The organism is Exercitatus varius (assembly GCF_029577735.1).
Lineage (GTDB): Bacteria > Pseudomonadota > Gammaproteobacteria > Enterobacterales > Pasteurellaceae > Exercitatus > Exercitatus varius.
Genome location: NZ_JARQTO010000001.1, coordinates 275,020 through 289,528 on the forward strand (window position 1 = coordinate 275,020; position 14,509 = coordinate 289,528).

Annotated in this window: 14 protein-coding genes and 1 tRNA gene; 12 read left to right on the top strand and 3 right to left on the bottom strand. The window is 46.9% G+C overall.

The annotated features are described in order from the left end of the window. Positions 1 to 62: 62 nt before the first annotated feature. Positions 63 to 1,427 carry a diaminobutyrate--2-oxoglutarate transaminase gene (locus P7M01_RS01300; RefSeq protein WP_317482807.1) on the bottom strand — a complete coding sequence of 455 codons (1,365 nt, stop codon included), beginning with the start codon at positions 1,425 to 1,427 and terminating at the stop codon, positions 63 to 65. A gap of 360 nt (positions 1,428 to 1,787) precedes the next feature. Here P7M01_RS01300 and P7M01_RS01305 point away from each other — a divergent pair. From P7M01_RS01305 to P7M01_RS01325, 5 genes are all read left to right on the top strand, one after another. Further along, positions 1,788 to 1,873, top strand: a tRNA-Leu gene (locus P7M01_RS01305). Positions 1,874 to 2,218: 345 nt separating this feature from the next. Further along, positions 2,219 to 2,647, top strand: a complete 429-nt coding sequence (gene rplM, locus P7M01_RS01310; protein ID WP_115637689.1) for a 50S ribosomal protein L13 — start codon at positions 2,219 to 2,221, stop codon at positions 2,645 to 2,647. 15 nt (positions 2,648 to 2,662) lie between these two features. Beyond that, entirely contained in the window at positions 2,663 to 3,058 is a 396-nt protein-coding gene (gene rpsI / locus P7M01_RS01315; RefSeq protein WP_202937461.1) for a 30S ribosomal protein S9, read from the top strand. 209 nt (positions 3,059 to 3,267) lie between these two features. Then, positions 3,268 to 3,906, top strand: coding sequence for a stringent starvation protein SspA (gene sspA / locus P7M01_RS01320; protein WP_202937462.1), 639 nt, complete (start codon positions 3,268 to 3,270; stop codon positions 3,904 to 3,906). Further along, a complete protein-coding gene (locus tag P7M01_RS01325; RefSeq protein ID WP_317477467.1) occupies positions 3,906 to 4,358 on the top strand; it encodes a ClpXP protease specificity-enhancing factor in 453 nt (150 codons plus the stop codon). The genes sspA and P7M01_RS01325 overlap by 1 nt, the downstream gene beginning before the upstream one ends. Positions 4,359 to 4,403: 45 nt before the next feature. Here the strand turns inward: P7M01_RS01325 and glnE are convergent, their stop codons facing one another. Together glnE and P7M01_RS01335 are read right to left on the bottom strand one after the other, a co-directional pair. Next, entirely contained in the window at positions 4,404 to 7,310 is a 2,907-nt protein-coding gene (gene glnE / locus P7M01_RS01330) for a bifunctional [glutamate--ammonia ligase]-adenylyl-L-tyrosine phosphorylase/[glutamate--ammonia-ligase] adenylyltransferase (protein ID WP_317482808.1), read from the bottom strand. A gap of 133 nt (positions 7,311 to 7,443) precedes the next feature. After that, positions 7,444 to 8,649 (bottom strand): aromatic amino acid transport family protein, encoded by a 1,206-nt coding sequence (locus P7M01_RS01335; protein ID WP_317477465.1) that lies wholly within the window; start codon positions 8,647 to 8,649, stop codon positions 7,444 to 7,446. Between the two features lie 191 nt (positions 8,650 to 8,840). Between P7M01_RS01335 and ribH the strand changes: the two genes are divergently transcribed. From ribH to P7M01_RS01370, 7 genes are all read left to right on the top strand, one after another. Continuing rightward, entirely contained in the window at positions 8,841 to 9,314 is a 474-nt protein-coding gene (gene ribH / locus P7M01_RS01340; protein ID WP_202937466.1) for a 6,7-dimethyl-8-ribityllumazine synthase, read from the top strand. 2 nt (positions 9,315 to 9,316) lie between these two features. After that, positions 9,317 to 9,745, top strand: a complete 429-nt coding sequence (gene nusB / locus P7M01_RS01345; protein ID WP_317482809.1) for a transcription antitermination factor NusB — start codon at positions 9,317 to 9,319, stop codon at positions 9,743 to 9,745. A gap of 105 nt (positions 9,746 to 9,850) precedes the next feature. Beyond that, complete coding sequence (thiL, locus tag P7M01_RS01350) at positions 9,851 to 10,846, top strand: thiamine-phosphate kinase (protein WP_317482810.1); 996 nt, start codon at positions 9,851 to 9,853, stop codon at positions 10,844 to 10,846. A 92-nt stretch (positions 10,847 to 10,938) separates the two neighbouring features. Continuing rightward, positions 10,939 to 11,433, top strand: coding sequence for a phosphatidylglycerophosphatase A family protein (locus P7M01_RS01355; RefSeq protein ID WP_317482811.1), 495 nt, complete (start codon positions 10,939 to 10,941; stop codon positions 11,431 to 11,433). 3 nt (positions 11,434 to 11,436) lie between these two features. Further along, the gene (locus P7M01_RS01360; protein WP_317482812.1) at positions 11,437 to 12,069 is read left to right on the top strand and encodes a LysE family transporter; all 633 of its coding nucleotides are present in this window, start codon (positions 11,437 to 11,439) and stop codon (positions 12,067 to 12,069) included. A gap of 17 nt (positions 12,070 to 12,086) precedes the next feature. Beyond that, complete coding sequence (gene dapB, locus P7M01_RS01365; RefSeq protein ID WP_317482813.1) at positions 12,087 to 12,899, top strand: 4-hydroxy-tetrahydrodipicolinate reductase; 813 nt, start codon at positions 12,087 to 12,089, stop codon at positions 12,897 to 12,899. A gap of 147 nt (positions 12,900 to 13,046) precedes the next feature. Next, positions 13,047 to 14,507, top strand: coding sequence for a DASS family sodium-coupled anion symporter (locus tag P7M01_RS01370; protein WP_202937472.1), 1,461 nt, complete (start codon positions 13,047 to 13,049; stop codon positions 14,505 to 14,507). Positions 14,508 to 14,509: the final 2 nt, after the last annotated feature.

The following is a 14,509-nucleotide window of genomic DNA, read 5'->3' on the forward strand; positions in this document are numbered from 1 at the left end:
GCAACAATGACAAGCGGCCGGATTTCCGCAAAAAACTTGCGAAAATTCGACCGCACTTTTAATTAACCGCGCACCGCTTTAAGCGCATCCGCCACGGATTGTTTGAAGCGTTTGATAAATTCTTCGCATTCCGCCTGATTAATATTTACCGCGCAGAGAATTCGCACCACATTACCGTTGCGTCCGCCGCGTTCCAACAATAATTTATTGTTAAAACAGGCTTTTTGAATCGCCACCGCTAATTCGGTGTCCTGCGGATAGGCGCCGGCGTTGTCTGCGGGCTTGCGTTCGTCCACGATGTCGATACCCATCATCAAACCGCGGCCGCGCACATTGCCGATACAAGGGAACTCCCGACTTAATTCGCGCAATGCGCCGGTTAAGTATTCACCGCGTTCCTGGGCGTTTTGCGCCAGATTTTCTTTACGCATGATTTTCAGCGAAGCGTAACCCGTCGCCATGGCTAATTGATTGCCGCGGAACGTTCCGGTGTGACCGGCGGGCTGCCAGGCGTCAAATTCTTTACGAATGGCTAAAACCGCTAACGGCAGGCTGCCGCCAATCGCTTTGGACATCACCACAATATCCGGCTCGATACCGGCATGTTCAAAGGCGAACATTTTACCGCTGCGGCAGAAACCGGCCTGGACTTCGTCCACAATCATCAAAATACCGTGTTTTTGCGTGACTTCACGGACTTTTTGTAAGAATGAAACAGGCGCCGGCACGACGCCGCCTTCACCTTGAATGGCTTCTAAGATGACGGCGGCCGGTTTAACCATGCCGCTTTCTACGTCTTCGATAAAGTTTTCGAAATAGCGTTCAACCGCTTTAGCACCCGCTTCGCCGCCGATGCCGAACGGACAGCGGTATTCGTGCGGATATGGCATAAATTGCACACCCGGCATGAGGTTTTGTACGGCATTTTTGGCACCTAAATTACCGGTTAGGGATAAGGCGCCGTGAGTCATGCCGTGGAAACCACCCGAGAAAGCGATGATATTACCGCGGCCGGTATAGGTTTTGGCCAATTTGATTGCCGCTTCGTTGGCATCGGCGCCGGACGGGCCGGTGAATTGTAAAATATACTGATCTTTCGGGAAGAACGATAATAATTCCTCCGTGAAAGCGTCTTTCAACGGTGTGGTTAAATCCAAAGTATGCAACGGCAAACCGCTGTCTAACACGTCTTTAATGGATTGCATTAACACCGGGTGATTATGGCCTAATGCTAATGTTCCTGCGCCGGCTAAAAAGTCGAGATATTCGTTGCCTTCAACGTCCGTGACCCAGCAACCTTGCGCTTTGGCATAAGCAAAAGGAAGTTTGCGCGGATAGCTGCGAACGTTGGATTCCATTGCATCCTGGCGATCTAAGAAATGTTGATTGGAAGCAAGAACGGCTTGAACTGGCGTGATAATTGTCATTTAATATAAACCTTCTACGAGAGGTGAAAAAAATAAGTCGGGTGCCTTGCGGGAAGCCTAAGCTTTCTGTAAAAACAGACGCCATGGGGCATTTGACTCGCTACTTATTAAAAAAAGCGTTTCAGCTTTTTTATCTTTCCCCAACAGGACGTTGGATGAGATAGTTTTTAAAGTGCGGTCGAAATTGACCGCATTTTTTAAACGGTCATATGATAGCGACTTTTAGGGGAAAGGAAAGCGTTTTTTGATCTTTTACGTTAATACGACGTCGATTTCACCCTTCACGGCAATAAAAGAAAAATTTTGTAGAAAACTACTTGCCAGTGGTTCAAATCCCCGATACAATGCGCGCCGTATATCGCTTCGGTGGTGGAATTGGTAGACACGCTGTCTTCAGGTGGCAGTGTCCTCAGGATGTGCGAGTTCGAGTCTCGCCCGAAGCACCAAATCACAAAAAAGAAAACCGCTTGTTAAGCGGTTTTTTTGTTTTGAGGCGACATAAACCGCGGGTGACGTTTTTTATATGAACTTTATCGCATTCCGGCGAAATGTTCCGAAAATTGAACCGTTTAAAAAATAAAGCGAATTTTGCCCGCACTTTTGTCGAATTGTTTATTTTATGGCTGGCATTCGTCCGCCGTTTTATGTATAATCACGCGACCCTGTGAACGGTGCGGTTTTCCCGCCGCCCGTTATTTTGTCGAGATCACACTCGAAGGGGTGCTGATTAAGATCATGGTTGTACTCGTGAGAGTACTGGGTATTAATATCAAATATTGGTAATTAAATTAATGAAAACTTTTGTAGCAAAACCGGAAACGGTTAAACGTGACTGGTATGTAGTAGATGCGACAGGTAAAACGTTAGGTCGTTTAGCAACCGAATTAGCGCGTCGTCTTCGTGGTAAACATAAAGCCGAGTACACTCCGCACGTAGATACCGGTGATTACATCATCGTGATCAATGCGGACAAAGTCGCGGTAACCGGTCGTAAAGAAACCGATAAAGTTTACTACTGGCACACAGGCTATGTAGGCGGCATCAAACAAGCGACTTTTAAAGAAATGATTGCTCGCCGTCCGGAAGCGGTGATTGAGATTGCGGTTAAAGGTATGTTGCCGAAAGGTCCGTTAGGCCGTGCAATGTTCCGCAAACTGAAAGTATACGCAGGTTCACAACATGAACACGCTGCGCAACAACCACAAGTTTTAGATATCTAATCACGGAGCAGAAAAATGACAGCAGCAAATCAAAACTACGGCACAGGTCGCCGCAAAAGCTCTTCAGCTCGTGTATTTATCAAACCGGGCAATGGTAACATCACCATTAACCAACGTTCTTTAGAGGTGTACTTCGGTCGTGAAACTTCTCGAATGATCGTTCGTCAACCTTTAGAATTAGTTGAATTAACTGATAAATTAGACCTTTACATCACTGTTAAAGGTGGTGGTATTTCAGGTCAGGCAGGCGCGATCCGTCACGGTATCACGCGTGCGTTAATGGAATATGATGAGTCTTTACGTCCGGCGCTGCGCGCAGCAGGTTTCGTTACCCGCGACGCCCGTCGTGTTGAACGTAAAAAAGTGGGCTTGCACAAAGCACGTCGTCGCCCGCAATACTCAAAACGTTAATTTTATATTACGTTTGTATTTCAAGAAATTGCAGTCCGGAAGGGCTGCAATTTTTTTATATTTAATTCAGGATAAATTCAAAAATAACTTGGATAACTTGGAAATCAATCGGTAGTTTATGCTAAAATAGCAAGATATTTTTTAACCTGATTTCAGAACGGCCGGAGAGAGGCTGTTAACTTATTTTTATATCGTCAGCGGAGGAATAAATGACCAGTGCGGCAAATAAACGTTCAATAATGACTCTTTTTTCTAATAAATCGGATATTTATTGCCATCAAGTGCGTATTGTCTTAGCGGAAAAAGGTGTCGCTTATGAGACGGAAAATGTCGATCCCCAAGCTGTATCGGAAGAATTAATGGAATTGAACCCGTACGGCTCACTGCCTACATTGGTTGATCGCGACCTGGTGCTTTATAATTCGCGCATTATTATGGAATATCTGGACGAACGTTTCCCGCATCCGCCGTTAATGCCGGTTTATCCGGTTGATCGCGGTAAAAAACGGTTGTTAACGATGCGTATTGAACAGGATTGGTATCCGACGCTTGAAAAAGCGGAAAACGGCACAGCGGCGGAACGTGCGGAAGCATTAAAACAACTAAAAGAAGAATTTCTGGCAATCGCTCCGATTTTTAATCAATATTCCTATTTTATGAATGATGAATTTAGTTTGGTTGATTGCTACATTGCGCCGTTACTTTGGAAATTAAAAGAAATGGGCGTGGAGTTTACCGGCGCCGGCAGTAAGGCGTTGAAAGGTTATATGGAACGTATCTTCACCCGCGATTCTTTCATGCAATCTATCGGCAGCGTCGCCCCTAAAAATTTAATGGATGACAAATAATGGAATTCAAATCTTCGCCGAAGCGCCCTTATTTATTACGCGCCTATTACGATTGGTTGCTGGATAACGGATTTACGCCTTATCTTGTGGTTGACGCCACTTATTATGGTGTGGATGTGCCGCAGGAATATGTTAAAGACGGGCAAATTGTGTTGAATCTTTCGGAAGGCGCGGTGGGCAATCTGGCGCTCGGCAATGACGCCATTGAATTCAGCGCGCGTTTCCAGGGTATTCCCCGTAATTTATATATTCCCATGGGGGCGGCGATTGCGATCTATGCCCGTGAAAACGGTGACGGCGTGATGTTTGAACCGGAATCGATTTATGACGAATTGGATAAAACGCAGCTTACACCGGTGAAAAGTGCGGTAGAAAAATCGAAAGAAAAATCCGTAGCGAAAAAAACGTCATCGGATAAAAAGTCCGCATCGCATTTGCGTATTATTAAATAATCTAGTTGCGGATTAAAATAAAAAGAGGCGTTTGCCTCTTTATTTTTATGTAAACAACTGTTTCCAAACCTGTTGGATAAATGACCGCACTTCCGAAAATTCGGAAGCGGGCACAACAGACGGTTCACCGAGCAGATTCAAATGATGAATTCGGTTGCGCAGACTGGTATAACAGTCTTTCAGGTTTTCCGCCATATCCAACGACATCACATTGTTGCTTGCCATCACATCAAAAATTCGGACATTATCCGACCAATAAGCCAGATCAACATTTTGCGGCGCATTGGCAAGCACCAGATATTGCGCGATAAATTCAATATCGGTAATGCCGCCTGCATCGGTTTTAATATTGAAACGGGTTTTATCCGTATTCGCCAAATGTAAATACATTTTTTCGCGCATTTCCCGTACATCGGTTTTGAGCTTATCCAAATCGCGGGCGGCCGACAGCACTTCCCGACGAATGCGGTTAAATTCCCGGCGCAGATTCGGTTCGCCGTAAACCGCTCGGGCGCGAACCAACGCCTGGGTTTCCCATGTCCAGGCATCATTATGTTGATAATGCTCGAAAGCTTTCAGCGAACTGCATAATACGCCGGCTTCGCCGGAAGGACGCAGGCGCATATCGACTTCGTACAAAATCCCCGCACTGGTTTTCATGCTGAAAATACTGACAACTTTCTGGGTAAGACGAAGATAGAATTGGTTAATATCGATTTGTTTTTTGCCTCCGACCGTATAGCCTTCGCGGCCATCGTACAGACAAACCAGATCCAAATCGGATTTATATCCCAATTCAATGCCGCCGAGTTTGCCGTATCCGATCACCAAAAATCCTTTTTCGCCCGTCGCCAAATGTTCCGGTACCCCGAACCGCGTTGTCATTTGCTGCCAGGCCAGATTAACCACCGCCGCAATAATGGCTTCCGCCAGATAAGTGAGGTGATCGCTGACTTTCATCACCGGCAGCGCACCTAAAATATCCGCGGCGGCAACACGCAACAAGGTCGTTTGTTTGAACTGACGCAGAGCATTGATGTATTGTTCTTCGTCATCTTCAGGCAGACGCAGCAAATATTGTTGCAATTCGGCCGGATAATTTTCAAATGACGGTAAATCCAGCAATGCTTTACGATCCAATAATTCGTCCAATAAAATCGGATGGCGTGCCATTTGTTTGGCGATCATTTGTGACTGCGCGCAAAGTTCAATCAACTGCTCTAAAGCTTGCGGGTTTTCCTGTAATAATTCCAGATAAGTGGTGCGTGTGACAATTTTTTCCACGATATTTAAAATCCGCGGCAACAAGACGCGATATGAGGAATGGGCAAAAATTTGCGACAGCAAGTAAGGCAGCCATTGGCTTAAGACTTCCCGACCGCGCGTGCCGATGGGGCGGCGTGCCAGACTGTCCTTGAACTGAATCAGCTTTTCACAGATTTCCTCTGTCTCGCTTTCCGGAATTTGATTTTCCGCCAGAATCGTCATGATTTCATTATTGTCGATTTCTAAAAAGTCCACCCAATCACTGTTTTGCGTATTGGATTCCGTATCGTTTTCATCACCGATTAATTGATTAAAAACCGACCGCACTTTTTGCTGTTGTTCCTGCAAAACGGTATAAAAACTTTGCCAATCGCGGATGGGATAGCGCACAACGGTAGCCTGTCGGTTTTCATCCCATCGGGTGAATTCCGCCGTTGCCGCAATCAAACGTTGGCGATCCGTTTCTTCCGTCGGCAATAATTGAGTTTGTTTATCGTCGATTGCCTGTAACACATTTTCCACTCGCCGTAAGAACAAATAGGCCTGGGTTAAATCCTGACGTTGTTGCGCGGTTAATAATTGTAGTTTTTCGATTTCAGGCAATAGATTTAATAAAGCGTGCTGTTGCAGCGCCACTTCCCGTCCGCCGCGGATAAGCTGGAAAACCTGCACGATAAATTCGATCTCGCGAATGCTGCCCGCGCCTAATTTGATGTTATCCGCTAATCCGCGCCGGCGAACTTCTCGTTCAATTTTGCCTTTCATTTCGCGTAATGACTGAATCACGCTGAAATCGATGTAACGGCGGTAAATGAACGGACGTAACATTTGACGCAGAGCGTTGACATTCGGATCCGCCTCATCTGCGCCTAAAATTCTGCCTTTGATCATGGCGTAACGTTCCCAATCCCGCCCTTGTTCCTGATAATAAGTTTCCATGGCGGCAAAACTTAAGGCCAGCGCGCCGCTGTCACCGAAAGGTCGAAGACGCATATCGGTGCGGTAAACGAAACCATCGGCGGTGAATTGATCCAAGGCGTTAATTAAACGTTGTCCGAGGCGGGTAAAAAAGCGTTGATTATCCACCGAACGGCGCGCGCCCTGGGTTTCGCCGTTTTCCGGATAGGTGAAAATTAAATCGATATCGGAAGAAAAATTCAGCTCGAATCCGCCCAATTTTCCCATACCTAAAATATAAAGTCGTTGCGGATGTCCGTGTTGATCCGTCGGCGTACCCATTTCCGAACAGGCTTGCGCGTAAAGCCAGTCTCGCGCGCCGATAATCAGACTTTCCGCCAGCTGAGACAAGCGAATAAAAATTTCTTCCACCGTTCCGCGATTCAGGCTTTGGCATAAACTGAGTTTCGCCATTTCTCGATTACGGAACCGGCGCAAAACGCGATAAAGTTGTTCTTCCGTTTCCGTCTGCGCCAGCAAGGCCGATAAGCGTTCGGAATATTTTTCGCAATCCGCCAAAGTGGGAAGCGTTTGCCAGCATTCGGCTAAAAAGTGCGGTTGATTTTGCCACACTTTTTCCACGAAATCCGACATGGCAATGGTTTGTAGCATGAGCGGAGTATTGGCGTTTCGGGCGGCAAAATCCGCCGGAAACTGTTCGGGAAAACGTTCGGTTAAGCCGGCGGCGAGTCGATTGAGTGATGGTTCGAAAGCGGAAAGTGAAAGCATAAGAATTTCTTAAAAAGCAAAAAAGACGTTCTGGGATTGTAACGGATCGGAAAAGTGCGGTCAAAAAATCGCATGTTTTTTTATGAACGGCGAACAATAAAAAGCCTCAACGAACATTGAGGCTTTAAAACGATTAACCGATAACTTTCGGCAAATAACCCATATCGATTAAGAACGGCACGTTCATGATGAGCAAGCCGAGAATCAGGGCGAGCAATAACGTGATGTTGCCGCCTTTTACCCGATAAGGCAAATCGGGATAACGTTTACGCACCATCCACGCCATGCCCACCGGCAATATTAAGCCGTAGAAAGTGAACATTTGACCGGCCAAGGCTAACACGGCTAAAAAATCGCGATAGAATAAGGCGAAAAAGAGCGTCGGCAGGAAGGTGAACATGCCTAAGGCGATACGTCCCGCACGGATATTGACCCGTTGAAGTAAGTCGTCCAGGCAATCGAACAGGGCTAATGCAACGCCTAAAAACGAGGTTGCTAAAGCGAATAATGAGAACAAACGCACGGACCAACCGATCATTTCACTGCCGGTAATTTGGGTGACGGCACTGACCAAACCGCCTAAAGTCGGATCGTTATTCAGAATTTGGATGAATTCCGTTTGGCTCAGAACGCCGTGGGTCGCCATTTGCCATAAAATATAAACAAATAAAGGCAATGCCGTACCGCCCAGAATGGCAATGCGCAGGCGTTTGATGTCACCTTCGAGATAACTGTTAATGCTTGGAATAACCACATGAAAGCCGAAAGACGTGAAGAAATACGGGCTGGCCGAAATTAATAAAGCTTTATCTAACGGTAGGGCCATCAGGTTTTCCATAGTTACTTTCGGCAGCATGAAGAACAGCAGCACCACTAATGCCGCCAGTTTGGCAATAAACAGCATGCGGGTTGCCAGATCCACTTTACCGGTTCCGGCGATGATAAAAATACCGAAGAAAACCGTGAAAATAATGGAAATTTCCTGTCCGTATTCCCGTAAAGAAGGCAGAACGGTCGAAATCAAATCGCTGCTCATCAACACGTAAACGGTTAAGATTGCAAACATAAATACCACAAGTGCGACCGTTGCCAGGGCGCGACCGGCCATGCCGAAATATTGTTCTGCCAGTGTGGCGATCCCGGCATCGCGACGCTCCGCTTTTTGATAGACTTCAACAAAAAGCAGCGCACTGTAAGCAAGTAACGCCCATAGAATCACTAGCAGCAACAAGGTGAGACCGAAGCCCATTCCCGCCGAAGTCAGCGGCATTGATACCATGCCCGCGCCGATGGTGGTGCCTGCAACAATCAAGGCGCTACCAAAAGTTTTATTACGCATAAAGCGGTTCCTTATAGAGTGTTAAAGTGCGGTTATTTTAGCGGGAATTTTTTAAGTTGTAACCTTAATTTTACAGGCTTGGCAATAATCTTTGCCGGAAACGCGCCGCCGCGAAGATAACTGCTGATAGAGCCATTTTTTTATGATAGAATCCAGCCCTAATTGTCCCATTTGAGAAAAAAGGAAAGAATATGAAGATTTTAGAAGGTAAATTAGCCGCACCGACAGCCAAAATCGCCGTGGTGGTTGCGCGTTTCAATCATTTCATTAACGACAGTTTGGTGGAAGGCGCCGTTGATGCGTTAAAACGCGTGGGCGAAGTGAAAGACGAAAACATTACCTTAGTAAAAGTGCCGGGCGCATACGAATTACCTCTGGCCGTGCGCCGTTTGGCGGAAACGAAAAAATTCGACGCGATTGTAGCCTTAGGCACCGTGATTCGCGGCGGCACGGCGCATTTCGAATACGTAGCGGGTGAAGCCAGCAGCGGATTGGGCAACGTTTCGCTGAATTCCGATATTCCGGTAGCGTTCGGTGTGCTCACCACCGAAAACATCGAACAGGCGATTGAGCGCGCCGGTACCAAAGCGGGTAACAAAGGCGCGGAAGCGGCAATGGTTGCGTTAGAAATGGTGAACCTGTTAAATCAAATCAAAACGGCATAAACATGACAGAACAAAAGAAAAAATCTTCACCGCGTCGCCGGGCGCGCGAATGTGCCGTTCAGGCGTTATATTCCTGGGCGATATCTAATAACGACGCGGCGGAAGTAGAATTAAATTTTATCGCCGAGCAGGACATAAAAGGTGCGGATGTGCCTTATTTTCGTAAATTATTCCGTAATACGGTCGCTTACTTAGAGCCGATTGACGCCACAATCGCGCCGTTTTTAGATCGTGCCGCAGACGAACTGACACCCATTGAAAAAGCCGTGTTGCGTTTGGCGACTTATGAGCTGAAATACGAACCGGATGTGCCTTACAAAGTGGCTATCAACGAAGCCATTGAGGTGGCAAAAACCTTCGGTGCGGAAGACAGCCATAAATATATCAACGGTGTGTTAGACCGAATTGCGCCGGCGCTAGGTCGTAAATAATCAATATTCGTAAAGCGGGCTTCCGGCCCGCTATTTTTATCACTCTTGGCAACCTGTTTTAAGGATGTAAAGTCTGGTCTAAGCGATAATTTCATTGAGAAATCTATGCCTTCGGAATTTAATCTTATTCGGCAGTTTTTTGAACGACCGCAATCCGTGCGGCGTGACGATGTGGCGTTGTCCATCGGTGACGATTGCGCCATGTTAACCGTCCCGGCGGGCAAAACGCTGGTGGTGACGACGGATACCATGGTGGAAAATTCGCATTTTTATCCGAATATTGCTCCCTATGATTTGGGTTATAAAGCGGTGGCGACGAATTTGAGCGATTTGGCGGCAATGGGCGCGGAGCCGGCCTGGATTTCACTGGCGTTAACGTTGCCGCGTGCCGATGAAACTTGGTTGTCGGAGTTTTCGCGCGGGATGTTTGAACTGTTAAACGCCCGCCAGATTCAGTTGATTGGCGGCGATACGACTTATGGTGCGGCGTTAAGCGTGACCATTACGGCGCACGGATTTGTGGAAAAATCGACCGAACTTTGTCGTCATCAGGCACGGGAAGGCGACGAAATTTATGTGTCCGGCACGTTGGGAGACGGATTAGCCGGTTTTCATTTACTTTCCGATTTGTTTCACGAACGCAAAAGTGCGGTCGATTTTTACGAAGAATTTTTGATTCGCCGAAATCTTCATCCGACGCCCCGAATTCAATTAGGACAAGCATTGGCGCGCCGTCGGATTTCCCGCTGCGCGTTGGATTTGTCGGACGGCTTGGTGGGCGATCTTGGACATATTTTAGAACGCAGCCGGCTAAGCGCCATCTTGGATCTGGATGCCTTGCCTTGTTCCGACGCCTTGATACGCTTATACGGGAGAGAGCAGGCGGAGCGGTTGGCGTTGCAGGGCGGCGAAGATTATGAATTATGCTTTACTTTGTCGCCGGATAAAAAGCCGTTGTTGGAACAATACGCCCAGGAATTTGATGTGCCGCTCACTCGCATTGGTCGCATTGTCGCCGCAAACGAGGAGAAGCCTATTCGGTTTCGGCGTCAGGGAAAAGATATCGAATTACAGATTTCAAGTTTCGAACATTTTTTCTGATTTTCATCATCTGAAATTTGAGCGGATAGGCGTTTGAAAGGCCATCCGCTTTGTAGTAGTATGAAACGCAATGCTTTTCACCGATATTTCTTATGACAGATTCTAATCATCCTTTATCACGCGTTCGTTTAACCAATCCCGTTCATTTGCTGGCCTTGGGTTTTGGAACCGGCCTGATTCGTAAGGCGCCCGGCACCTGGGGCAGTGCGGCGGGAGCAATAGCGGGCGTAATTTTTTTACACTTCTTAACACCAAATTCTTTCTTAATTTTGACCGCGCTTTCTTTCGTTTTAGGGTGCTATATTTGCCAAAAAACCGCAGAGGATATGGGCGTGCATGATCACGGTTCCATCGTGTGGGATGAATTTGTCGGCATGTGGCTTTGTTTGCTGGCGGTGCCGACATTAAGTTGGTATTGGGTCGCGGCGGCATTTGCGGTTTTTCGTTTTTTCGATATTCTGAAGCCTTATCCAATCAAAATTTTTGACCGAAAACTGGAAAGCGGATTCGGTATTATGATCGATGATATACTGGCGGCGGTTTATGCTATGATTGTGTTACGATTGATTGCCGGGGTGGTAATGTAACTTATGTGGGCGGTATTGTTAGTGAATTTAGTGGGGCTTGCCACTCCCGGACCGGATTTTTTCTATGTGAGCCGTAAAGCCGCCTCGGATACGACGCCTAATGCTATTGCCGGCGCAGCCGGGATTGGTATCGGCATTTGGTTTTGGGCGACTATTGCGGTTTTCGGGTTATCCGTGCTGAATGATATTACGCCTTTATCCAGTTATATCATCATGTGTTTGGGCGGCGCTTATTTGGCTTATTCCGGCATTAAAATGTTGCAAATCACTCAAAATACGCCGCTTCAGCTCAATGGCAATCGCTATGAACAACGCACGAATCTGGTGAAAGAAATCGGCAAAGGATTAATGATTAATTTGAGTAACGGTAAAGCGGTGGTGTTTTTTACCAGCGTTTTATCCGGGTTTACCGCACAGATTAGTTCACTGCTGGAAAGTTATGTTGTGATTTTTCTGCTCGGTGTCGAGACTTTTCTGTATTTCTGCTTGATTGCTTTTTTCTTTTCCCGCAAGTTGGTGCGTGATTTTTATACAAAATATACCCGATATATTGATAACTTTGCCGGCGTGATTTTTTTATTATTCGGCACAGACTTAATTTATCAGGGAATTGTCAGTATTTTTAGTCATCTGTAATTAGAAGGAAACAAAACATGGCATTAAGAATTGGTATAGTAGGCGCCGGCGGTCGCATGGGACGCCAGCTTATTCAGGCGGTACAGGCTGCGGACGGCGTAGAGCTGGGGGCGGCGTTTGAACGTAAAGGCTCGACATTGATTGGTTCCGATGCCGGTGAATTGGCGGGAATCGGTCATATCGGCGTTAGCGTGGAGGAAAGCCTTGCGGCTTGTGCCGATAATTTTGATGTATTGATTGATTTTACTCGTCCGGAAGGATCCCTTGAACATTTGGCGTGCTGCGTAGAAAAAGGCAAAAACGTGATTTTAGGCACTACCGGTTTCGATGATGCAGGCAAAGCGGCGATTCAGGCGGCGGCGGAGAAGATCGGGATTGTATTCGCCTCCAATTACAGCGTAGGCGTGAATTTAGTGTTCAAACTGTTGGAAAAAGCGGCGAAAGTGATGGGAGATTATTGCGATATCGAAATTATCGAGGCTCACCATCGTCATAAAGTGGATGCGCCTTCCGGTACGGCCCTATCTATGGGCGAACATATCGCCAAAACCCTTGGTCGCGATTTAAAAACCCACGGCGTGTTTTGTCGCGAAGGGATTACCGGCGAACGTAAACGTGATGAAATCGGTTTTTCCACCATTCGTGCGGCGGACGTAGTGGGAGAACACACCGTTTGGTTTGCAGATATCGGTGAGCGGGTGGAAATTACGCATAAAGCATCCAGTCGTATGACTTTCGCGAATGGTGCCGTGCGGGCGGCGAAATGGATTGCCGATAAAAAACAAGGTCTGTTTGATATGACGGATGTATTGGATTTAAACAATCTCTAACAAATCAAATAAAATGTTAAATGCTATTTAAATTTATAATGAGGTATGCTAAATTTATCTCGCTATTAAGGAAAATAGCGTAAAACGACACAAAGGAATGCCGGCGGTATTCCTTTTTTATTTGATTAGCAAACACAGAGAATTTATATGGAAAGTTCAACTCCTATCCCAAAAATTGAGGTGAAACTCAACTTTAAATGGCAGGGATTATTGATTGCCATTATTGTCGGTCTTGTCATTTGGGCGATTCCGACGCCTGAAGGATTAAGCTCCAGAGCCTGGGGAATGCTGGCGTTATTCGTCGCAACGATTGTTGCCATTATCGCCAAAGCCATGCCAATGGGCGCCGCTACTTTAGTGGCATTAGTCATTAGCGGATTAACCGGATTAACGCCGATTTCAGCCAAGCAGGGCGATGTCGGCATGTTATCCGGTTTTTCTAACGGCACCATTTGGTTAATCGGTATTGCCATGTTTTTATCCCGTGCGGTGATTAAAACCGGATTGGGTAAACGTATTGCATTATATTTCGTTGCTCGTTTCGGTAAAAAAATGATGGGAGTCGCTTACGGTATGGCGCTTGCCGATGTGGTTATCGGCCCTGGTATTCCGTCCGCTTCCGCACGCGGCGGCGGTATTATGTATCCGATTATGCAATCTATCGCCGATGCTTACGACTCCAAACCCGGCCCGACGGCAAGACGGGCGGGCGCGTTTTTAGCCATTGCCGTTTCGCAAATCGATACCATTGTCTGTACCATGTTTTTAACCGCGATGGCGGGAAATCCGCTGATTGCGGAGCTGGCTCAATCGCAAGGCGTGACTATTTCATGGATGACATGGTTTTTGGGCGCTATTGTTCCGGGCATTGTCTGCTTGATTGCGTTGCCTTATTTTGTGTATCTCATTTACCCGCCGGAATTAAAAGATACGCCGAAAATGGCGGAAATGGCGCGTGAAGAGTTGAAAAATATGGGGCCGATGAGCCAAGCGGAATGGATTCTCGCGTTAGACTTTATTTTATTGCTGTTTCTTTGGACGGTCGGAGATTTGGCTTTCCATATTTCGGCGACGGTTTCCGCTTTCATCGGTTTAGTGATTTTACTGTTAACCAACATTATGAGCTGGAAAAATATCGTATCGGAAACCACGGCGTGGGATACCATGTTCTGGTTTGCCGTATTGGTAATGATGGCGAATGCGCTCAATAAATACGGCGCGATTGCGTGGATTTCGAACCATATTTCTTCGTCCGTCGGCTCGTTGGATTGGCCTATCGCTTTTTCCGTTTTAGTGCTGGTGTATTTTTACACCCGTTATTTCTTCGCTTCTGCGATGGCGCATATTTCCGCAATGTACCTGGCATTTGTAGCCGCCGCTATTGCGGTAGGCACGCCGCCGATGATCGCCGCAATCGGATTAGGTTACACATCAACCTTATCCATGAGCTTGACGCAATACGCGGGCGGCCCGGGACCGGCGTTATTCGGCTCCGGTTATAACACGACGGGCCAATGGTGGGGCGTGAGTTTTGTGGTTTCGCTGCTATCTTTGGCCATTTGGTTTGGCGTAGGCGGCGCTTGGATGAAGGTGCTCGGTTGGTGGTAAAA

What these genes read in the sequence shown, in the direction of transcription:
- P7M01_RS01300 (WP_317482807.1), bottom strand. Translation starts at nt 1,427, where the DNA reads ATGACAATTATCACGCCAGTTCAAGCCGTTCTTGCTTCCAATCAACAT.
- rplM (WP_115637689.1), top strand. Translation starts at nt 2,219, where the DNA reads ATGAAAACTTTTGTAGCAAAACCGGAAACGGTTAAACGTGACTGGTAT.
- rpsI (WP_202937461.1), top strand. Translation starts at nt 2,663, where the DNA reads ATGACAGCAGCAAATCAAAACTACGGCACAGGTCGCCGCAAAAGCTCT.
- sspA (WP_202937462.1), top strand. Translation starts at nt 3,268, where the DNA reads ATGACCAGTGCGGCAAATAAACGTTCAATAATGACTCTTTTTTCTAAT.
- P7M01_RS01325 (WP_317477467.1), top strand. Translation starts at nt 3,906, where the DNA reads ATGGAATTCAAATCTTCGCCGAAGCGCCCTTATTTATTACGCGCCTAT.
- glnE (WP_317482808.1), bottom strand. Translation starts at nt 7,310, where the DNA reads ATGCTTTCACTTTCCGCTTTCGAACCATCACTCAATCGACTCGCCGCC.
- P7M01_RS01335 (WP_317477465.1), bottom strand. Translation starts at nt 8,649, where the DNA reads ATGCGTAATAAAACTTTTGGTAGCGCCTTGATTGTTGCAGGCACCACC.
- ribH (WP_202937466.1), top strand. Translation starts at nt 8,841, where the DNA reads ATGAAGATTTTAGAAGGTAAATTAGCCGCACCGACAGCCAAAATCGCC.
- nusB (WP_317482809.1), top strand. Translation starts at nt 9,317, where the DNA reads ATGACAGAACAAAAGAAAAAATCTTCACCGCGTCGCCGGGCGCGCGAA.
- thiL (WP_317482810.1), top strand. Translation starts at nt 9,851, where the DNA reads ATGCCTTCGGAATTTAATCTTATTCGGCAGTTTTTTGAACGACCGCAA.
- P7M01_RS01355 (WP_317482811.1), top strand. Translation starts at nt 10,939, where the DNA reads ATGACAGATTCTAATCATCCTTTATCACGCGTTCGTTTAACCAATCCC.
- P7M01_RS01360 (WP_317482812.1), top strand. Translation starts at nt 11,437, where the DNA reads ATGTGGGCGGTATTGTTAGTGAATTTAGTGGGGCTTGCCACTCCCGGA.
- dapB (WP_317482813.1), top strand. Translation starts at nt 12,087, where the DNA reads ATGGCATTAAGAATTGGTATAGTAGGCGCCGGCGGTCGCATGGGACGC.
- P7M01_RS01370 (WP_202937472.1), top strand. Translation starts at nt 13,047, where the DNA reads ATGGAAAGTTCAACTCCTATCCCAAAAATTGAGGTGAAACTCAACTTT.